Raw genomic sequence first — 20,621 nt, 5'->3', positions numbered from 1 at the left:
GCGCGGATGGCGCTGCCGCTGGACCGGATCATGCCCGCGCGTTCGACAGGCGAACGCCGACGTGGCCTATATCGAGGCTGACTTTATAAGAAATGAGGACGCAGATGAAGCGAAAACTGTTGCTGGGCGCCGCGGCGGCGCTGGTGGCCGGCCATGCGCTGATGGCACAGGCGGAATTGAAGCCGGGCGCCGCGGCGCCGGACTTCACGACGCAGGCGTCGCTGGGCGGCAAGACTTACACGTACTCGCTCGCCGACGCGCTGAAGCAGGGCCCGGTCGTGCTGTATTTCTACCCGGCCGCGTTTACGAAGGGCTGCACGATCGAGGCGCATGCGTTCGCGGATGCGGTCGATCGTTACAAGGCTTACGGCGCGACGGTGATCGGCGTATCGGCTGACAATATCGACACGCTGACGAAGTTCTCGGTGAGCGAGTGCCGGAGCAAGTTCCCGGTCGCGGCCGATCCGGACGCGAAGATCATCCGCGAATACGACGCGAAGCTGCCGGCGCTCGACCGCGCGAACCGCGTGTCCTACGTGATTTCGCCGGAAGGGAAGATTCTCTACGAATACACGAGCCTGTCGCCCGACAAGCACGTCGAGAACACGCTGGCCGCCGTGAAGGCGTGGGCCGACGCGCATCCGAAGCAGTAAGCGGCCGGCCCACGCGTAAGCGGCCCGTCGTGCGGGCCGCGGGCACGGGAAAACGCGCCGCCTCGCGAGGCGGCGCGCGTGGGGCCGCGTTATGCGCGCAACGCCTGCTCGATCGGCACGCCGCCGCCGACGAAGCCGACAATCTTGCGCGAAATGCCGAGCTTGATCGCCTCGATCGCGGCCCACGCGACATCCTGGCGTGACACCGGCGGCGCGGGCTCGACGCGCTCCTCGGTCAGCGCGATCTTGCCGACGCCCGGCGTGTCCGTGAGCGGGCCGGGGCGCAGGATCACGTAGTCGACGCCCGACGCGATCACGCGCTCGTCGCCTTCGCGCTTCATCTGCGAATAGTGGCGCAGCGCGTCGGGGCTCTGCTCGGGCCGGTACGCGGACAGCGAGCTGATCACGACCAGCTTCTGCACGTTGTACGCCAGCGCATACTCGGCCGCGCGGGCGACCGCGTCGCGGTCGACCTGCTCCTCTTCGGCCGCGCCTTCCGATTCGGCCGAGCCGGCCGCATAGATCACGTGCGTGATGCCCTGGAATGCGCGCGAGAAATCGTCCGTCAGATCGGCCTCGACGACCTTCGCGCCCGGCAGCGCATAGCCTTGCCGGCGCACCAGCGCCGTCACCTCGAATTCCGGCTGCTTGAGCAGCAGATCCGCGCAGGCCTGGCCGGTGCGGCCGGTTGCGCCAATCAGCAGTACCTTCGTCGTCATGAAACCGCTCCTTGCTCGATGCGTCATCCTCCCAGATAGGGACGGACGACCAATACCTCAAGTGTAATGTCGAATCGCTGCGGCGGCGCACGGGTAATAAGGGGCGTACCGGCGCGGGCGTACCGGCGCGGGCATACCGGCGCGGGCTATGGGCGAAGGCTTTCCGGTGCAGGCACGCGGCCCCGGCGACACGGCGGACGTTCGGACGGTCATTCATTCACCGGATTCGGGAATGACGCGCCGACCGGCTATCATGTGCGCGATGCATTTTTCGACGCTACGTCCTATAACGCGTCGGCCAACCGGTTGGAGTACACATGGCATTACCCCTGGACAACGTCAGCATGGCCGTGTTCTGCGACTTCGAGAACGTCGCGCTCGGCGTGCGCGACGCGAAGTACGAGAAATTCGACATCCAGCCCGTGCTGGAGCGCTTGCTGCTGAAGGGCAGCATCGTCGTGAAGAAGGCCTATTGCGACTGGGATCGCTACAAGGGCTTCAAGGCGTCGATGCACGAGGCGAGCTTCGAGCTGATCGAGATTCCGCACGTGCGCCAGTCGGGCAAGAATTCGGCCGACATCCGGCTCGTCGTGGACGCGCTCGACCTTTGCTACACGAAGTCGCACGTCGATACGTTCGTGATCATCAGCGGCGACTCGGACTTTTCGCCGCTCGTGTCGAAGCTGCGCGAGAACGCGAAGAAGGTGATCGGCGTCGGCGTGAAGAAGTCGACGTCGGACCTGCTGGTCGCGAACTGCGACGAATTCATCTTCTACGACGACCTGGTGCGCGAGCAGCAGCGCACGCTCGCGAAGCGCGAACAACAGCAGCGCGCCGGTAACGGCGGCGCGAAGCGGCCCGACGAGCCGTCGCGCAAGCACGACATGGACGCGCGCAAGGCCGAGGCGATCGCGTTGGCGGTCGAGACGTTCGACGCGCTCGCGTCGGAGCGCGACGACGTCGGCAAGATCTGGGCGTCGGTGCTCAAGAGCGCGATCAAGCGCCGCAAGCCGGATTTCAACGAGTCGTACTACGGGTTCCGCGCGTTCGGCAACCTGCTCGACGAGGCGCAGGCGCGCGGCCTGCTCGAAGTGGGGCGCGACGACAAGTCGGGCGCGTTCGTGTCGCGGGCACGTCAGCCGGTGGCCGCGGAGCACGCCGCGGCGGGCGGTGAAGGCGCCGCCGCGCACCACGGCACGCGCGCGGCGGAGCCGGCGCGGGCCGGGCGCGAGTCGCGACGTCGCGGGCAGCGGGCGGAAGCGGTCGTGCACGAAAGCGCGCAGGTCGAAGCGCAAGAGGCGGTCGTTGACGAAGTCGCCGACGCCGCGTCGGTCGCGCCTGCCGTCGCGGCCGACGCGGCCGATGCGCACGGCGACGCGAAGGACGGCCGCAAGCGCGCACGCAAGAGCGCGGCGAAGAAGACCGGCGCGAAGAAAACCGCCGCGAAGAGCGCCGGCCGTCACGAGGCCGGGAAGCCGGACGACGCCGCGCATGGCGCGGCGAATCACGGTGGCGACAAGCACGCGCACGGCACGCATGCCGGCGACGCACATAGCGATGCGGGGCAGGGCGACGACCGGCATGCCCCGGTGACGCACGCCGAGCCTGCGGCCGGCGATTTCGGCGGCGAGGTTGCCGCGGCGCAGCCGTCGCATGAAGCCGCGCCGGTTGAATCGGCTGCCGAAGCACCGGCTGCCGCCAAGCCGAAGAAGCCGGCCCGCAAGGCGGCGCCGCGCGCGCGTCGTCCGCGCAAGACGGCGACGGCTACCGAGTGACGGCAGCCGGCAGGGTGTGCTCCGAAACGGGGCGGCACCCGGCCCGCGCAATACCGGCCGGCGCAACACCGGCCGGCCCGCCGAGCTAACCGTTCAGCACATACGGCCGCGTCATCACTTCGAGGAAATGACCGTCCGGATCGTCGAAATACACGCCGCGGCCGCCGTTGTGGCGGTAGATGTCGCCGGGCTGCCGCTTTGCCGGATCGGCCCAGTGCGGCAGCCCGCGCTCGCGAATGCGGGCGAACACGCGATCGAAGCCGGCTTCGTCGGTCAGGAACGCGTAATGCTGGGCCGCGATCTCCCCCGTCTTTTCGTAAAAATCGAGCGACACGCCGTTGTCGAGCGCGACGACCAGCATCGCGCCGAACGGCGTCGGCGGCGGCAGTTCCAGAAGCTCGGTGAGGAAGCGGCTCGATGCGCGCTTGTCGCGGCACCAGACGATCGTATGGTTGAGCTGGACGTTCATGGCGTGTTCCGGGGAAGGGGGCCGGCGGTGGGCATGGAAACACGATAGCCGATCGCCGCCGGTGTTCAAGCGCGCAAAGCGGCCGCCTGACGGGCGGCCGCTGCCATCACTCCCCGGCGACCGCCGGCCCGCCCGGATTCCGGCGGTTGCGCCGCTTCTCGGCCCACACGCGCAGCCGGTCCATGTACAGATAGACGACCGGCGTCGTATAGAGCGTCAGCACCTGCGACACGACCAGGCCGCCGGCGATCGCGATCCCGAGCGGCGCGCGCAGCTCGGCGCCGTCGCCGCTGCCGAACGCGAGCGGCAGCGCGCCGAGCAGTGCCGCCATCGTCGTCATCATGATCGGGCGGAAGCGCAGCAGGCACGCCTCGTGGATCGCGTCGAACGACGACTTGCGGTTGTTGCGCGTCTGGTCGATCGCGAAATCGACCATCATGATCGCGTTCTTCTTCACGATGCCGATCAGCAGGATCACGCCGATCAGCGCGATGATGCTGAACTCGGTCTTGAACAGCAGCAGCGCGAGCAGCGCGCCGACGCCGGCCGACGGCAGCGTCGACAGGATCGTGATCGGGTGGATGTAGCTCTCGTACAGGATCCCGAGCACGATATAGACGGCCAGCAGCGCGGCGAGGATCAGGATCGGCTGGTCGTTCGTCGACTGCTGGAACGCCTGCGCGGTGCCCTGGAAGCTGCCGACGATCGTCGGCGGGACGCCGACCTGCGCCATCGTCTGGTAGATCACCTGCGTCGCCTGCGACAGCGACACGCCCGGCGGCAGGTTGAACGAGATCGTCGTCGCGACGAACAGCCCCTGGTGGTTGACCGACAGCGGCGTCGTGCTCGGCCCGAACGTCGCGATCGCCGACAGCGGGATCATCGTCGACTTCGACGTCGACACGGATGCGCCCGACGACGCGCTCGACTTGCCGCTGGCCGCGATCGAGTTGAGCGCCTGGTTGCGCGCGGAATCGGACGCGATCGCCGCGGCGCTCTGCGCGGCCGTGCCGGCGCTCGACGTGCCGGCCGACGTCGCGACGTAGGTGCCGGCCGCCGCGTTGGTGGTCTGCGAGCCGTTCGCGCTGCCGCCCGACGTGCTGATCCATACCTGGTTCAGCATCTCGGGGCTCTGCCAGTATTTCGGCGCGACTTCCATCACGACGTGGTACTGGTTCAGCGGGTTGTAGATCGTCGAGACCTGGCGCTGGCCGAACGCGTCGTACAGCGTGTTGTCGATCTGCGCGGGCTTGATGCCGAACCGCGCGGCCGTTGCGCGGTCGATCGTCACCATCGCCTCGAGGCCGCCTTGCTGCTGGTCGGAGTTCACGTCGGTCAGCTCGGGGCGCTTTTGCAGCGCCTCGGTCAGGATCGGCCCCCACTTGTACAGGTCGGCGCTCGAATCGCCGAGCAGCGTGAACTGGTACTGCGCGTTGCTCTGCCGGCCGCCGACGCGGATGTCCTGTGCGGCCTGCAGGAACGTGCGCGCGCCCGCGACGTCCGCCAGCCGCGGGCGCAGTTGCTGGATCACCTGGTCGGCCGACAGCTTGCGCTCGGTGCGGTCATTCAGCGTGACGAACATGAAGCCCGAGTTGGTCTGCGTGCCGCCGGTGAAGCCCGCGACGCTCTTCACGTTCGGGTTGCTCTGCACGATCCGCATCATTTCGGAGAACTTCAGCTTCATCGCCTGGAACGACGTCGACTGGTCGGCCTGGATGCCGCCGATCATCAGCCCGGTGTCCTGCTGCGGGAAGAAGCCCTTCGGCACGACGATGTACAGGTAGACGTTCAGCCCGATCGTGGCGAACAGGGTCATCAGGATCAGCAGCGGCCGGCGCAGCGCCCACGACAGCGAGCGCTCGTAGCCGCGCTGCATGCGCGCGAAGCCGCGCTCGAGGAAGCGCCCGAAGCGGCCTTCGCTTTGCGGGTCGTGCGACTCGGGCAAGAGGCGCGCGCACATCATCGGCGTGACGGTGAGCGACACCGCAAGCGACACGGCGATCGCGAGCGACAGCGTCAGCGCGAACTCGCGGAACAGGCGCCCGACGATGCCGCCCATCAGCAGGATCGGCAGGAACACGGCGACGAGCGAGATGCTCATCGACAGCACCGTGAAACCGACCTCGCGCGCGCCGTCGAACGCGGCCTGCATCCGCGACTTGCCGTTCTCGATGTGCCGCGAGATGTTCTCGAGCACGACGATCGCATCGTCGACGACGAAGCCGGTCGCGACGATCAGCGCCATCAGCGACAGGTTGTCGATCGAGAAGCCGAGCAGGTACATCGCGCCGAACGTGCCGATGATCGAGATCGGCACCGCGACGCTCGGGATCAGCGTCGCGCGCCAGTTGCGCAGGAACAGGAACACGACCATCACGACCAGGCTGATCGCGATCAGCAGCGTGTGCTCGGTGTCCTTCAGCGACGCGCGGATCGTCGTCGACCGGTCGAGCACGGGCGTGACCGTGATGTCGGCCGGCAGCGACGCGGTGAGCTGCGGCAGCGCGGCGTGCACGCGGTCGATCGTCTCGATGATGTTCGCGCCGGGCGAGCGGTACAGGATCACGAGCACCGCTCGCTTGCCGTTCGCGAGGCCCAGGTTGCGCAGATCCTCGACCGAATCGACGACGTCGGACAGGTCGGACAGCCGCACGGCCGAGCCGTTGCGGTACGCGACGACGAGGTCGCGGTATTGCGACGCATCGGAGGCCTGGTCGTTCGTGTAGAGCTGGTAGCGCTGCGGGCCGAATTCGATCGCGCCCTTCGGTGCGTTCGCGTTCGCGGACGCGAGCGCCGCGCGCACGTCCTCGAGGCCGATCCCGTAGTGGAACAGCGCCTGCGGTTCGAGCTCGACGCGCACGGCCGGGTTGGCGGAACCGCTCACCGACACCTGGCCGATCCCGTCGATCTGCGACAGCGACTGCTGCAGCACCGTCGACGCCGCGTCGTACAGCTTCGCCGGCGACGAGGTTTCGGACGTGAGCGACACGACCATGATCGGCGAATCGGCCGGGTTGACCTTGCGGTAGGTCGGGTTGCTCTTCAGCGAGGCGGGCAGGTCGGCGCGCGCCGCGTTGATCGCGGCCTGCACGTCGCGCGCGGCGCCGTCGATGTCGCGGTTCAGGCCGAACTGCAGGATGATCCGCGCGTTGCCGACCGTGCTCGTCGACGTCATTTCGGACACGTCGGCGATCGAGCCGAGGTGCCGCTCGAGCGGGCTCGTCACGCTGGTCGCGACGGTCTCGGGGCTTGCGCCGGGCAGCGACGCCTGCACCGAGATGGTCGGGAAGTCGACCTGCGGCAGCGGCGACACCGGGAGCTTGATGAACGCGAACAGGCCCGCGAGCGCGACGCCGAGCGCGAGCAGCGTCGTCGCGACGGGACGGGTGATGAAGGGGCGCGACAGGTTCATGGCTTACGCATCCGTGCGCGTGCCGGCATCGGGGCCATGGCGTTCGAACCAGCCGCGCACGCGGCGCGCGAGCGAGTCGAAGCCGAGGTAGATCACGGGCGTGGTGAACAGCGTCAGCACCTGCGACACGATCAGGCCGCCGGCGATCGCGATCCCGAGCGGCTGGCGCAGTTCGGAGCCCGCGCCGGAGCCGACGATCAGCGGCACCGCGCCGAGCAGCGCGGCGAGCGTCGTCATCAGGATCGGCCGGAAACGCAGCAGGCACGCCTGGTAGATCGCCTCGCGCGGCGGCTTGCCTTCCACGCGTTCGGCCTCGAGCGCGAAGTCGATCATCATGATCGCGTTCTTCTTCACGATGCCGATCAGCAGCACGATGCCGATGATCCCGATGATGTCGAGGTCGTGCCCGGAGATCATCAGCGCGAGCAGCGCGCCGACGCCGGCCGACGGCAGCGTCGACAGGATCGTGATCGGGTGGATGTAGCTTTCGTACAGCACGCCGAGCACGATGTACATCGTGACGATCGCCGCGAGGATCAGGAAAATCTGGTTCGACAGCGATGCCTGGAACGCGAGTGCCGCGCCCTGGAAGCGCGTCTGGAACGACGCGGGCAGCGCGATGTCCTTTTCGGCGGCCTCGATCGCCTTGACGGCCTCGCCGAGCGACGCGCCGGGTGCGAGGTTGAACGAGATCGTCGTCGACGGGAACTGCGACAGATGCGCGACCAGCAGCGGCGACGGCCGCTCGTGGAACGACGCGATCGACGACAGCGGCACCTGGCCGCCGCCGGCCGACGGCAGGTAGATGTCGTTCAGCGATCTAGCGTAGTGCTGCTCCTTCGGTTCGGACTCGAGGATCACGCGGTACTGGTTCGACTGCGTGAAGATGGTCGACACGATGCGCTGGCCGAACGCGTCGTACAGCGCGTTGTCGACGGTCGCCGGCGTGATGCCGAAGCGCGCGGCGCTTGCGCGGTCGATCTCGATGTAGACGGACTGGCCGTTGCTCTGCAGGTCGGTCGCGACGTCGGCGAGCGACGGCTCCTGCTGCAGCCGCGCGACGAGCTTCGGCACCCAGGTCGCGAACTCGTCCGAATTCGGGCTCGTCAGCATGAACTGGTACTGCGTCGGGCTGACGGTCGAGTCGATCGTCAGGTCCTGCACCGACTGCATGAACAGCGAAATGCCCGTGATGTTCGCGACGCGGTGCTGCAGGTCGCGGATGATCTGCGCCGCCGTCTCGGAGCGCTCGTCGCGCGCCTTCAGGTTGATCAGCATCCGGCCGCTGTTCAGCGTGATGTTGCTGCCGTCGACGCCGATGAACGACGTGAGGCTGTCGACGTTCGGGTCCTTCAGGATCTCGGCCGCGAGCGCCTGCTGGCGTTCGGCCATCGCGCCGTACGAGATCGACTGCGGCGCCTGCGTGATCGCCTGGATCACGCCGGTATCCTGCGCCGGGAAAAAGCCCTTCGGCACGTACACGTAAAGCAGGCCGGTCAGCACGAGCGTCAGCAGCGCGACGACGAGCGTCGCGCGCTGGCGGTTCAGCACCCATTCGAGCGCGACCGCGTAGCGCGCGATCACCCAGTCGATCGTCCGGTGCACGCGCGCCTCGAAGCGGTGGCTCTCCGGCGGCGGCGAATGGCGCAGCAGCTTCGCGCACATCATCGGCACGAGCGTGAGCGACACGATCGCCGAGATCACGATCGTCACCGCGAGCGTGATCGCGAATTCGTGGAACAGGCGCCCGACCACGTCGCCCATGAACAGCAGCGGGATCAGCACCGCGATCAGCGATACCGTCAGCGAGATGATCGTGAAACCGATCTGCCGCGAGCCCTTCAGCGCGGCCTCGAGCCCCGATTCGCCTTCCTCGACGTAGCGCGCGATGTTCTCGATCATCACGATCGCGTCGTCGACGACGAAGCCGGTCGCGATGGTGAGCGCCATCAGCGACAGGTTGTTCAGCGAGAAGCCGGCCAGGTACATCACCGCGAGCGTGCCGATCAGCGACAGCGGCACCGACAGGCTCGGGATGATCGTCGCGTAGACGTTCGCGAGGAACAGGTACATCACCAGCACGACCAGCCCGACCGCGAGCAGCAGCTCGAACTGCACGTCGCGCACGGCCGCGCGGATCATCGTCGTGCGGTCGGTGACGATCTGCACGTCGAGCGCTGCCGGCAGCGTTTCCTGCAGCTTCGGCAACTGCGCCTTGATCGCGTCCACCGTCTGGATCACGTTCGCGCCGGGCTGGCGCTGCACGTTCAGGATGATCGCAGGCTCCGAATTCACCCACGCGCCGAGCTTGGTGTTCTCCGAGCCGGCGACGACCGTCGCGACGTCGGTGAGCATCACCGGGCGGCCGTTCTTGTACGCGACGACGGCGCTGTTGTACTGGTCGGCGCTCGTGAGCTGGTCGTTCGCGTTGATCGTGTAGGCGCGCGTCGGGCCGTCGAAGTTGCCCTTCGGCGTGTTCACGTTCAGGTTCGAGATCGTCGTGCGCAGGTCGTCGAGGTTCATCCCGTACTGCGCGAGCGCGGTCGGGTTCGCCTGGATCCGCACGGCCGGGCGGTTGCCGCCCGACAGGCTGACGAGGCCGACGCCCGCGATCTGCGAGATCTTCATCGCAAGGCGCGTGTCGGCCAGATCCTGCACCTGCGTGAGCGGCAGCGTCTTCGACTTGACGGCCAGCGTGATCACCGGCGCGTCGGCCGGGTTGACCTTCGCGTAGATCGGCGGGGCGGGGAGGTCGGACGGCAGCAGGTTGCCGGCCGCGTTGATCGCGGCCTGCACTTCCTGCTCGGCGATGTCGAGCGGCAGGTCGAGCGAGAACTGCAGCGTGATCACCGATGCGCCGGCCGAGCTTTGCGACGACATCTGGTTCAGCGACGGCATCTGCCCGAACTGCCGTTCGAGCGGCGCGGTGACCGACGAGGTCATCACCTCCGGGCTCGCGCCCGGGTAGAAGGTCTGGACCTGGATCGTCGGGTAGTCGACCTCGGGCAGCGCGGCGAGCGGCAGGAAGCGCAGCGCGACGAGGCCGGCCAGCATGATCGCCGCCATCAGGAGGGCGGTGCCGACCGGCCGGAGAATGAAGAGGCGGGATGGATTCATCGAGCGGCCCGCGCGTTATTGGGCCGCTGCTTGCGACGCACCGTGCTTGTGTCCGCCGCGTTGGCCGCCGGCGCCCGATGCACCCGACGCCGCGCCGGCGCCGTGCGCACCCGACGCGCCTTTCGGCTTGTCGGCCGGGATAGAGATCTTCGCGCCTTCGCGCAGGCGGTCGGAGCCGTCGGTCACCACGCGCTCGCCGAGCGCGATGCCGCTGACGATGCTCGTGCGTTCGCCGTCGACCGGGCCGGGCTTGACCTTGCGCACCGTCACCGTGTTGTCGGGTTTCACGACGTAGACGAACTGGCCGATCGAACCCGTCAGCACCGCGGACGTCGGCACGATCGTCGCATCGCGCATCACGTCGACGAGCAGCCGCGTGTTCACGAACTGATTCGGGAACAGCATGCCTTCCTTGTTATCGAAGTTCGCGCGCAGCTTGACCGTGCCCGTGCTCGTGTCGATCTGGTTGTCGAGCGTCGCGAGCGAGCCCGTCTCGAGCGGCACCGTGTTGTTGCGGTTGTACGCGGTGACCGACAGTTTCTGGCCCGCGTTCACCTGCTTGAGGATCTGCGGCAGGTTGTCTTCCGACGTCGTGAAGATCACGCTCATCGGCTGCAGCTGCGTGATCACGACGATGCCGGTGCTGTCGCCCGGCGTCACGTAGTTGCCGGGGTCGACCTGGCGCAGGCCGACGCGGCCCGACACGGGCGCCGTGATGCGCGCATACGTGAGGTTCAGCTTCGCGGAATCGATCGCGGCCTGGTCGGTCTTCACCGCTCCTTCGTATTGTTTGACTAGCGATTTCTGCGTGTCGACGGTTTGCGACGCGATCGAGTCCTGCGACAGCAGCGTCTGGTAGCGCTTCAGGTCGAGGCGCGCCGTCGCGAGCAGTGCCGAGTCGCGCGCGAACGTGCCTTCTGCGTTTTCGAGCGACACCTGGTACGGGCGCGGATCGATCTGCGCGAGCAAGTCGCCTTTCTTGACGATCTGGCCTTCCTGGAACGACACCGACTGCAGATAGCCCGACAACTGCGTTTTCACCGTCACGTTCGCGAGCGGCGTCACGGTGCCGAGCGCGGACAGCACGATCGGCATCTCGCCCTGCGTTGCGGTCGCCACCTGCACGGGCTGCGGAACGTTCGCCATCGCGGCGGGGCCGCCGCGGCCGCGATGGCCGCCGGCACCGCTCGCGCCCTGGGCCGCGCTGCCGGCACCCGGCTGGACCGCCGACGTGCGATTCCACGGGTGCCACCACAGCAGGCCGCCGATGACGACGACCGCGAGCGTCCCGATCATCAGCGTGCGGCGCGGACGCCGTGCTGCGGGAGAGGCGGGATCTTTCGAAGGAGGCGTGGGATTTTGTTCGTTATGCATCGTGTTCTGTCAGGAAGACGGCGCGGCGTGCCGGGAATCGGACTGCTCTTGGCCGCGCGTGGGCGAGCGGTGCCGGGAGGGGCAACCCGGCTCGGTCCGGTGCCCTCCCGACCCGCGCGGGAAAAGAGCTGTGCGCACCGCGAATGCGGCGCGACGATGGGCATGATCCTACGTGCCGCCCCCGTTACAGTCCAGCGGTCTATCTTTCAACGGGTTACGGTCGTTACAGAACGCGTCGGCACGATGACGGAACGATTACACGCTGATGCGCCGGGCCGGCGCGCCGCCGATCTCGCGGGTGATTTTCGCGATGCATTCGTGCAGTGCGGGAACGACATGTTCCTGTAGCCATTCGGGCGGACACTGGTGCGACGCACCGCCGCAATTCACCGAATAGCGCTGGCCCGACGGGCCGACGAAACCGGCCGCGACCGCATTCAGGCCCTCGCGCCATTCGCCGATCGCGATCGCGTGGCCTTCGCGCATCGCTTCGTCGAGCGCGGGATTGAGCCTCGCGGATACATGCGGCCAGTCGTCGCCCGCCGTCGTGCGCAGCGAATCGAGCAGCAAGCGCCGTTCGTCGTCCTCGAGTGCCGCGAGATATGCGCGGCCGACGGCCGTGCGCGCGATGTCCATCCGCGAGCCGATTTCGAGGCGCGTGACCAGCACGGCCGAGCGCGGCCGGATCACGTCGATCGCGACCATGTCGAGCCGGTCGCGCACCGCAAGGTGAACGGACAGCGACGTGTGTTCGGCCAGCTCGATCATGAACGGCCGCGAACGCGCGCGGATGTCGAAGTTGCGCAGGAAGCCGTGGCTCAGCTCGAGCACCGACGCGGTGAGCACGAAGCGCTCGCTGTCGGGCAACTGGAACAGGAAGCCGGCGCTGACGAGCGTCGCGGTGATGCGCGACACGGTCGGCTTCGGGATGCCGGTCAGTTCGGTCAGCTCGCGGTTGCTGACGGGCGCGTCGGCAGCCGCGATGCGGCGCAGCACGGCAAGGCCGCGCGCGAGCGCGGTGATCTCGTCGGGCGACGATTCACGGTCCCGGGACGCGGAAGGGGTTACAGTTGTCGACACGAGGGATTCTCTCTATTTCCGAAACTCGATTTCAATTTTGTTGGTATTGTAGGATGATTGTCAAAAGATGCATGTTTTGTGGGTGAACCGGTCATTGGATGAGATTTTGCGGGTTCACCCTTGGTTTATTAGGAAAACGCTCAAATGAGCATTGCTGGAAAGTGCATGAGCCGGTGCAAATACCGCTTGACTTGTCGGGCGGAAACGGAAAGAATGTCTCACGTTTTCGAAACATCGTTTCAAGAGTTTAGCCGGCAACGGTGTTTCGCGCAGTCTCTCAGGTTCTAGCACGGCCCTCGGAATGGCTAGAACTTTTTTAGCGCCACGGTCTCCGTGGCGCTTTTTTTTGCCCGTCCGCCCGGACGCGTCAGGCCCGTATTATCCCCCGATCGTAGAAAACGCCCGTCCGAACGTCCGGCGGAGCCTGCTTGCGTGCGATGCATTCGCGGCGGGTTCGATTCGCGCGCGCAAAAAAAAGCGCGATGCCCGCACTGGGCATCGCGCACAAACCGGCGTGGAGCGCCGACGAATGAACGGTGATGAAGAAAGGGACGCCCGGTTAGGGACGCCCGGTTAGGGGCGGCCGGCTGGGTGCGCCGGCCAGGCGCGCAAGGCCCCCTCGCGCGAAGCGGTCAGGCCTTCGCGAGCTTGATGCTGGTCTGCTCGGCTGTCAGGTAGCCTACGCTGGCGCCGAAGCGGTCCTTGAAGTTCGCACGCACGAGCGGGTCGAGCGTCGGCTTGACCTTGTCGTGCAGCGGCGTTTCCCAGTCGCCCGCGTGCTGGAAGTTGCTCATGACGTATGTCCAGCCGTTGATCTCGTCGACCGCGTGCAGGCCCGTCGATTCGGCGCCGGCCGGGCACGACAGCACGCGCGCGAGCGACTTCGTGTCGACGTTGTAGGCCCACAGGAAGTTGTTCACGTGCATGCCCGAGTCCTCGCCGATGAAGAGCGTGCGCAGCTTCTCGGAGAACTTCAGGTTGTCCGGGTTCGCGATCTTGTCAGGGTTCGCGAGGTTGCCGAGCCCGTCGGCCGCGGCGAGATCCTCGCCGACGAGCGCGGCCGGCGCGCCCATGTCGACCGGCACCCATTCGCTGTCGATCGCGCTGCCCGTCGTGTCGCGCTGGCTGCCCTTCAGGTTCAGCGCGTAGACGGCGCCCGCGGTGATCTTCTTGTCGACCGCGACGTCGCGCGACACTGCGTTGCCCTTGACCATCGACGTCTCGATTCGCGACATCGCCGTGTAGACGATCTTGTCCTTCGCGTTCACGGTCGTGCCTTCGAGCTTCGTGAACGCCATGCTGCCGCCGAGCAGCGCCGCGTAGCGGTGCGTCTCGAGGAATGCGGCCGCCTTTTCCATCCCCGGCTTCACGCGCATCCAGTTGAACTTGCCGCCGAAGTGGATCTTCGTGTAGCTCGCATCGTTCGGATCGGTGGTCGTCAGGTCCATGATGTCCGACGCCTTCAGCGTGTTCGCGAGCGCTTCGATCTCGCTGCTCGTCGCGTGGCCGATCCTGATCCACGTGAGCGTTGCCGTGCCCGCGCCGGCGGACGACGTCTGCGCCCACTTCGCGACGTACAGCGTGCCGGCCGACAGGTCGGCCGCCTTGTCGGCGACGAACATGAACAGGCCGCCGTTGGTTGCGTCGTCACCCATCATCACGGTGCGCTGGTCCGGCATCACCTGGATCAGCTCGTGCGAGATGCGGCCGAGGCAGTAGTGCTTCTTCACGGTGCCCGTGCCGTCCGCGTTCACGGTGATCTCGGGCAGGTGGCCGTAGTGGTAGGGGTTCGCCTTCGTCTCGTCGCCGAACGTGTTCTTGCTGAACGCCTTGAACTGCGCGTCGGTCGCGGCCTTCGTCGCGTCCGGCTCGTACTCCTCGCTCGACAGGTGCGTGCCCCACGGCGACAGGCTCGCGCCGCAGGTGATCCACAGGCCGTGCGCGTTCGACGTGTCGACGTTGTGGTACTTGACGACCTTCAGCGCGCCGGTGGCCGGATCCTGGTCGAGCGTGAGCACCGCGATCGGCGACGGCAGCTGGCCGTACTGCGATGCGCTGGCCTGGTCGCGCGTCGTGTATTCGAACTGCACGACCGCGAACACCGTGTTGCCCTTCACGCCGGGCACGTTCGCGTTCTTCAGCGTGAGCAGCGAGCTGCCGTCCGGGCAATCGGAATAGAACTGGCGCTCCTTGCCGGCTACCGAACGATCGATGATCGGCTGGTTGTTGATGTCGTAGTAGCCGCCCGCGAGCGTCGTGCCGCCCTTGCCGTCCGGCACCATGTCGCCCGTCACGAAGAACGGCCGGTACGCGAGCTTGAAGTTGCGCGACGAGCCGTCCGAGAACGACACCGACAGCGTCGAGCCGACCGTCGTCGTGGCCATCGCGGCCGCGTTGTCGAGCGTGGGTGCGGCCATCGCCGAGAACGTCGCCGACGTATACGCGGCGGCGACCGGGGCTGGCGTCGACGTCGGATTGTCGTCGCCGCCGCAACCCGTCAGCAGGGCCGGCAGCGCGAGGCCGGAAAGGGGAAGCATCGGCGCGCCGGCGAGGATCTTCAGGGCCTGACGACGGGCAGCATTGGGCAACGCGGGCATGTGGAGTCCAGTTTCAGTTGTTGGAAGAATGGCCTTCGCGAAGCGGAAGCAGGCGTTCGGCAAGCTCCGCGAAGGCAAAGTGAAAACTGGACGGAAGTGTAAGGACGCTCTATGAAAGTTTTTTGAATTGAAAACGTAATGCTGCAGCGGGCGTTCGTCAGGCGTTCAATCGCGTTCAGGCGTCGCCGAGATTCGGTGGATCGACAGGTCCGCGCCGTCGAATTCGGCTTCGCGGTCGAGGCGCAGCCCGACGGTCGCCTTCAGCGCGCCGTAGACGAGTGTGCCGCCGGCGGTTGCGATCGCGATGCCGCCGAGCGTGCCGACGAGCTGCGACAGGAACGACACGCCGCCGAGACCGCCGAGCGCGGGCAGACCGAACACGCCAGCCGCGAGGCCGCCGAGCGCGCCGCACATCCCGTGCAGCGGCCACACGCCGAGCACGTCGTCGATGCGCCACTTGTTCTGCACGCAGGTGAACATCGCGACGAACAGCGCGCCGGCCGCCGCGCCCGTGACGAGCGCGCCGATCGGATGCATCACGTCGGAGCCCGCGCACACCGCGACGAGGCCCGCGAGCGGCCCGTTGTACGTGAAGCCCGGGTCGTTGCGGCCCGCCATCCACGCGGCGAGCGTGCCGCCGACCATCGCCATCAGCGAGTTCACGGCGACGAGGCCGCTGATCTTGTCGAGCGTCTGCGCGCTCATCACGTTGAAGCCGAACCAGCCGACCGCGAGCACCCATGCGCCGAGCGCGAGGAACGGGATGTTCGACGGCGGGTGCGCGGCGATCCGGCCGTCCTTCGCATAACGACCGTGGCGCGCGCCGAGCAGCAGCACGGCCGGCAGCGCGACCCAGCCGCCGAACGCATGCACGACGACCGAGCCCGCGAAATCGTGGAACGGCGCACCGAACGCGTGCGTGAGCCACGCCTGCACGCCGTAGCGTTCGTTCCATGCGATTCCTTCGAAGAACGGGTAGATGAAGCCGACGATGATCAGCGTCGCGACGAGCTGCGGATTGAACTTCGCACGCTCGGCGATGCCGCCGGACACGATCGCGGGAATGGCCGCAGCGAACGTCAGCAGGAAGAAGAAGCGCACGAGCGCGTAGCCGTTGTGCTGCGACAGCGTGCCGATGTCGTCGAAGAACTCGACGCCGTACGCGATCGTGTAGCCGATGAGAAAGTACGCGAGTGTCGACACCGAGAAGTCGACCAGGATCTTCACGAGCGCGTTGACCTGGTTCTTCTTGCGGACCGTGCCGAGTTCGAGAAATGCGAAGCCCGCGTGCATCGCGAGCACCATGACGGCGCCGATCAACAGGAACAGTGTGTCGACGCCGGATTTCAGTCCATCCATGCCGTGGCTTCCTTGCGCAAAAAACGGGCGAGGAATGCAAGTATCGAGCCAACTTGGTGAACGACTGCGTTGAATTGGTGCTCCGGCACCGCGTGGCGGGGCATTCCGATGAATCGTGCCCGGTATTGACGCACGTTCGGTGCGGGCCGGGGCCGTGCCGTACGCACGCAGGTGGTGCGTGGCGTGCTGAACTGGTGCGGACAGGTGCGGCGTGGTGCGGTGGCGTATGCCGTTACGCACTGATCTGGCGCGTCAGTGGCGCGCGAACAGTCCGCGCGGCCGGCGCAGCCGCAGTGCGCATGCCGACCAGTACGTGGCGACGGTCGTCAGCCCGAGCGCGGCGAACGAGAGCGCCGCGAAGCCCGCGAGCGACTGGCCGTCGCCGTCGGGGCCCAGGATGCCTTGCGCGACGATCAGCGCGGCCGTCCAGAAGCCGATCACGGCCTGCGTGAGCAAGCGCGCGGACGCGACGCGGCGCGAGCGTCCGGCTTCGGCGAGGCGGCGCGCCGACGGCGGGCGCAGGCACAGGAACAGGGTGGCGGCGAGCAGCGCGGCCAGGGCGATGAACCAGTCGACGAGGAAGGCCATGAGGGAAAAGGGGACACGTACGAAGCGGATTGACGCGTGTCCACTTTAGTGGCGTCGTGCCTGCGATTGAATCAGACTAATCCGAAATTGAAAGGCATTTTTAATCACGGGTCGTCATTTGGCCTGTTCAACAGGCGGTATCATCGACGTCGGTCCAACCACGAGGCCGTGCGACGCACGGCCGGAGATTGCTGATGAACATGAAGACATCGCGGGCGCGTCGCGCACCCGGGTTCGCGCTGGCGGCCGTGGCTGCCGGTGCGCTGCTGTTGCTCGCGGGCTGCGAAAAGTCCGGCACGCCGGTCGCCCAACCCGATACGGCCGCGAGCGCGGCCGCCGATGCCGCGAATAGCGCGGCCAAGGCGCTCGACCAGGTCGCGAGCACCGTCAACCAGCAGCTCAACGCCGCGAAGGCCGGCATCGCGTCCGCGGCATCGGCCGTGCCGCCGCTGTCCGCGAGCGGTCTCGCGTCCGCCGCGCAGGCGCAGATCGACGCGGCGGCTTCCGCGGTCGTCGCGCATGCGGCTTCCGAAGCCGGAGCGAAGATGGCGGAAGCCGGCAAGAAGCTCCAGCAGTGGAGCCAGCAGAACGCGTCGGGCGCGAAGCCCGCAAGCGGAGAATGATGCGGGCTTGCATGATCCGTAAAATGTAATTATTATGGTTACACATTGTCGCCGGCTGCGGTACGGGCGGGCGTCGCCGAGTGAGTGAGGAATGAATACCAGCAGCCGGTTCGCGTTTGCCATCCACGTGCTCGCCTTGCTGTCGATGCAGGAAGGCGCGCCGCTGTCGTCCGACATCATCGCGGGCAGCGTGAACACGAATCCGGCGCTGATCCGCCGGTTGCTGTCAATGCTGGCGGCCGCGGGGCTGACCACGTCGCAGCTCGGCGCGGGCGGCGGCGCGCTGCTGGCGCGCGAGCCCGGCGAGATCACGCTGCTCGACGTGTATCGAGCGGTCGACGATGCCCAGTTGTTCGCGCTGCACCGCGAGGCGCCGAATCCCGCGTGTCTCGTCGGGCGGCACATCCAGGGCGTGCTGATCGACTACATCGGCGACGCGCAGCGCGCGATGGAGGCATCGCTCGCCACGCGCACGCTGGCCGACGTAACGGCCGACGTGCTGGATTCGGAGCAGCGCAAGCAACACGCGGGGCGCGCCGGCGGGTGAGCGGCTGCAGGCAGGGCAGGAGGCCGGGCGGCGCGTGGGTGCGGCGATCGGCGTAACGGGGGATTCGCCCCGCTTTTTTTTCGGTCTTATATGTAATTAATTTAGTTACATATTTTTCTTTGTGGAGAATCGATATGACGCAACGTTCCTTGAATATCGCGCTGTTCGGCGCCACCGGCACGATCGGCTCGCGCATCGCAGCAGAAGCCGCACGGCGCGGCCATCGCGTGACCGCGCTGTCGCGCAATCCCGCCGCGGCCGGCGACGGTATCACCGCGAAAGCGGCCGACCTGTTCGACGCGGCCAGCATCGCGGCTGCGCTGCCGGGCCATGACGTCGTCGCGAGCGCGTACGGCCCGAAGCAGGACGACGCGGCGAAGGTCGTCGCGGCCGCGAAGGCGCTGGTCGCCGGCACGCGTCAGGCGGGCCTGAAGCGGCTCGTCGTGGTGGGCGGCGCCGGTTCGCTCGAAGTCGCGCCCGGCAAGCAGCTCGTCGACAGCGAAGGCTTTCCGGAAGCGTACAAGGCGGTCGCGTTCGCGCACCGCGATGCGCTCGACTACCTGAAGACGGTCGGCGATCTCGACTGGACGTTCTTCGCGCCGGCTGCGCTGATCGCACCGGGCGAGCGGACGGGCACGTTCCGCACCGGCGTCGGCAAGCTGATCGCGGACGCGCAGGGCAACAGCAAGATCTCGGCGGAAGACTACGCGGTCGCGTTCGTCGACGCGCTCGAGCAAGGCAGCTTCGTGCGCGAGATTGCGACGGTCGCGTATTGAGCGGCGTAGCGGCCGGTGCCGCGCGAGCCGCAACGGACGATACATGAGGCGATTCCACCCGGAAGGGTGGAGTCGCCTTTTTCGTATGGAGGGACGCGTGCCGGCGCGATCGTCTGCGCGGCGGATTCACGCATACCGGATTGGTATTTATACCGGTCGACGCGGCGAGGTGGTTTTCATATTGTTCCCCGTTGTGCAGGATGCATAGAATAAATTTCTATCTACGAGGGACTGGAGAAATGGACGCCATCGATCGCAAGCTGCTGGAGTTGTTGCAGTCGGATGCCACGCTGCCGATCGCGGAACTGGCGCAGCGCGTGAACCTGTCGCAGACGCCGTGCTGGAAGCGCGTGCAGCGGCTGAAGGAAACCGGCGCGATTCGCGCGCAGGTTGCGCTGTGCGATCCGCGCAAGCTCGGGGTCGGCACGACCGTGTTCGTCGCGATCCGCACGAACCAGCACACCGAGGAATGGGCGCAGCGTTTCACGCAGGCCGTGCGCGACATGCCGGAAGTCGTCGAGGTCTACCGGATGAGCGGCGAGACCGATTACCTGCTGCGCGTCGTCGTCGCGGGCATCGACGATTACGACCGCGTCTACAAGCAACTGATTCGCGCAGTGCCGCTGTTCGACGTCAGCTCGTCGTTCGCGATGGAGCAGATCAAGTATTCGACCGCGCTGCCCGTGCGCGATCATGCCGAGCCGGCTTGACGCGCTGCAGACGCGGCGCCGTTGCTGATCGCGCCGGCGGCGCGGGTTCAGCGGCCGCGTGCCAGCGCGCGCGCACGTTCGTCGGCCAGCGCATCGCGGCGCACGAAATCCGCGACGAACGGGCTGGCCGGATGGTGATGCAGCGCGTACGGCGTGTCCCATTGCGCGAGCCGGCCATCCTTCATCACGCCGATCCGGTCGGCGATCGCGAACGCTTCGGCCTGGTTGTGCGTGACGAGGATCGCGGTGTGGCCCGTGCGCCTCAGGATGTCGCGCAGCTCGAACGCGAGCCGCTCGCGCGTATCGACGTCGAGATTCGAGAACGGCTCGTCGAGCAGCAGCTCCGGCGACGGCGCGAGCGCACGCGCGAGTGCGATGCGCTGCTGCTGGCCACCCGACAGTTCGTGCGGATAGGCGCCGCCGGATTCGGCGAGGCCGACGAGTTCGAGCATCTCCGCGACGCGCGCCCGGCGTTCGGCCTTCGGCATGCGCCGCAGACCGAACGCGACGTTGTCGGCCGCGCTCAGGTGCGGGAACAGCGCATAGTCCTGGAACATCATGCCGATGCGCCGCCGCTCGGGCGGCACATCGAGCGACGGCGCCGCGACGGGCGTGCCGTCCAGCACGATGCGCCCCATGCGCACGGGTTCGAAGCCGGCGATCGCGCGCAGTACGGTGGTTTTTCCGCAGCCCGACGCGCCGAGCAGGCAGCCGATGTCGCCGCGCGGCAGCGCGAGGCTCAGCCCGTCGACCACCGTGCGGCGGCCTTGCGGCGTGTCGTAGGCGAGGTGGAGGTCATCGAGTTCGAGCAGGTTCACGGTA

General features: G+C 67.3%; 16 protein-coding genes. 6 read left to right on the top strand and 10 right to left on the bottom strand.

What is annotated here, in order from left to right; all coding sequences use genetic code 11:
* Positions 1-104: 104 nt before the first annotated feature.
* Positions 105-653, top strand: coding sequence for a peroxiredoxin (locus DM992_RS15595; protein ID WP_111017473.1), 549 nt, complete (start codon positions 105-107; stop codon positions 651-653).
* Between the two features lie 89 nt (positions 654-742).
* Here the strand turns inward: DM992_RS15595 and DM992_RS15590 are convergent, their stop codons facing one another.
* Complete coding sequence (locus DM992_RS15590; protein WP_111017472.1) at positions 743-1,372, bottom strand: SDR family oxidoreductase; 630 nt, start codon at positions 1,370-1,372, stop codon at positions 743-745.
* Positions 1,373-1,689: 317 nt separating this feature from the next.
* On the opposite strand from DM992_RS15590, the gene DM992_RS15585 reads away from it, so the two are divergent.
* Entirely contained in the window at positions 1,690-3,147 is a 1,458-nt protein-coding gene (locus DM992_RS15585) for an NYN domain-containing protein (protein WP_111017471.1), read from the top strand.
* Between the two features lie 85 nt (positions 3,148-3,232).
* Here the strand turns inward: DM992_RS15585 and DM992_RS15580 are convergent, their stop codons facing one another.
* From DM992_RS15580 to DM992_RS15545, 8 genes are all read right to left on the bottom strand, one after another.
* Positions 3,233-3,616, bottom strand: a complete 384-nt coding sequence (locus DM992_RS15580) for a VOC family protein (RefSeq protein ID WP_111017470.1) — start codon at positions 3,614-3,616, stop codon at positions 3,233-3,235.
* Between the two features lie 106 nt (positions 3,617-3,722).
* Entirely contained in the window at positions 3,723-7,028 is a 3,306-nt protein-coding gene (locus DM992_RS15575; RefSeq protein WP_111017469.1) for an efflux RND transporter permease subunit, read from the bottom strand.
* A 3-nt stretch (positions 7,029-7,031) separates the two neighbouring features.
* Positions 7,032-10,145, bottom strand: coding sequence for an MdtB/MuxB family multidrug efflux RND transporter permease subunit (locus tag DM992_RS15570; protein ID WP_111017468.1), 3,114 nt, complete (start codon positions 10,143-10,145; stop codon positions 7,032-7,034).
* A gap of 15 nt (positions 10,146-10,160) precedes the next feature.
* A complete protein-coding gene (locus tag DM992_RS15565; protein ID WP_111017467.1) occupies positions 10,161-11,519 on the bottom strand; it encodes an MdtA/MuxA family multidrug efflux RND transporter periplasmic adaptor subunit in 1,359 nt (452 codons plus the stop codon).
* 255 nt (positions 11,520-11,774) lie between these two features.
* The gene (locus tag DM992_RS15560) at positions 11,775-12,599 is read right to left on the bottom strand and encodes an IclR family transcriptional regulator (protein WP_111017466.1); all 825 of its coding nucleotides are present in this window, start codon (positions 12,597-12,599) and stop codon (positions 11,775-11,777) included.
* A 632-nt stretch (positions 12,600-13,231) separates the two neighbouring features.
* Positions 13,232-15,196 carry an alkaline phosphatase PhoX gene (locus DM992_RS15555; RefSeq protein WP_111017465.1) on the bottom strand — a complete coding sequence of 655 codons (1,965 nt, stop codon included), beginning with the start codon at positions 15,194-15,196 and terminating at the stop codon, positions 13,232-13,234.
* A 165-nt stretch (positions 15,197-15,361) separates the two neighbouring features.
* Complete coding sequence (locus DM992_RS15550; RefSeq protein ID WP_072435941.1) at positions 15,362-16,555, bottom strand: ammonium transporter; 1,194 nt, start codon at positions 16,553-16,555, stop codon at positions 15,362-15,364.
* A gap of 252 nt (positions 16,556-16,807) precedes the next feature.
* Positions 16,808-17,143 (bottom strand): hypothetical protein, encoded by a 336-nt coding sequence (locus tag DM992_RS15545; protein WP_111017464.1) that lies wholly within the window; start codon positions 17,141-17,143, stop codon positions 16,808-16,810.
* Positions 17,144-17,337: 194 nt separating this feature from the next.
* Between DM992_RS15545 and DM992_RS15540 the strand changes: the two genes are divergently transcribed.
* From DM992_RS15540 to DM992_RS15525, 4 genes are all read left to right on the top strand, one after another.
* Entirely contained in the window at positions 17,338-17,766 is a 429-nt protein-coding gene (locus tag DM992_RS15540) for a hypothetical protein (RefSeq protein ID WP_111017463.1), read from the top strand.
* A gap of 91 nt (positions 17,767-17,857) precedes the next feature.
* Positions 17,858-18,313, top strand: coding sequence for an Rrf2 family transcriptional regulator (locus tag DM992_RS15535; RefSeq protein WP_111017462.1), 456 nt, complete (start codon positions 17,858-17,860; stop codon positions 18,311-18,313).
* Positions 18,314-18,447: 134 nt separating this feature from the next.
* Positions 18,448-19,089, top strand: coding sequence for an NAD(P)H-binding protein (locus DM992_RS15530; protein ID WP_111017461.1), 642 nt, complete (start codon positions 18,448-18,450; stop codon positions 19,087-19,089).
* Positions 19,090-19,328: 239 nt separating this feature from the next.
* Positions 19,329-19,799: an Lrp/AsnC family transcriptional regulator gene (locus DM992_RS15525; RefSeq protein ID WP_111017460.1), complete on the top strand. Its 471-nt coding sequence runs from the start codon at positions 19,329-19,331 to the stop codon at positions 19,797-19,799.
* Between the two features lie 47 nt (positions 19,800-19,846).
* Here DM992_RS15525 and DM992_RS15520 read toward each other — a convergent pair whose 3' ends face one another.
* Positions 19,847-20,617, bottom strand: a complete 771-nt coding sequence (locus tag DM992_RS15520) for an ABC transporter ATP-binding protein (RefSeq protein ID WP_111017459.1) — start codon at positions 20,615-20,617, stop codon at positions 19,847-19,849.
* Between the last annotated feature and the right edge of the window lie 4 nt (positions 20,618-20,621).

The sequence above is a fragment of the Burkholderia sp. JP2-270 genome (assembly GCF_003233675.1).
In the GTDB taxonomy this organism is placed as follows: domain Bacteria; phylum Pseudomonadota; class Gammaproteobacteria; order Burkholderiales; family Burkholderiaceae; genus Burkholderia; species Burkholderia pyrrocinia_C.
The sequence above is the reverse complement of the archived record's forward strand: the minus strand, read 5'-3'. Positions and strand labels throughout refer to the sequence as shown.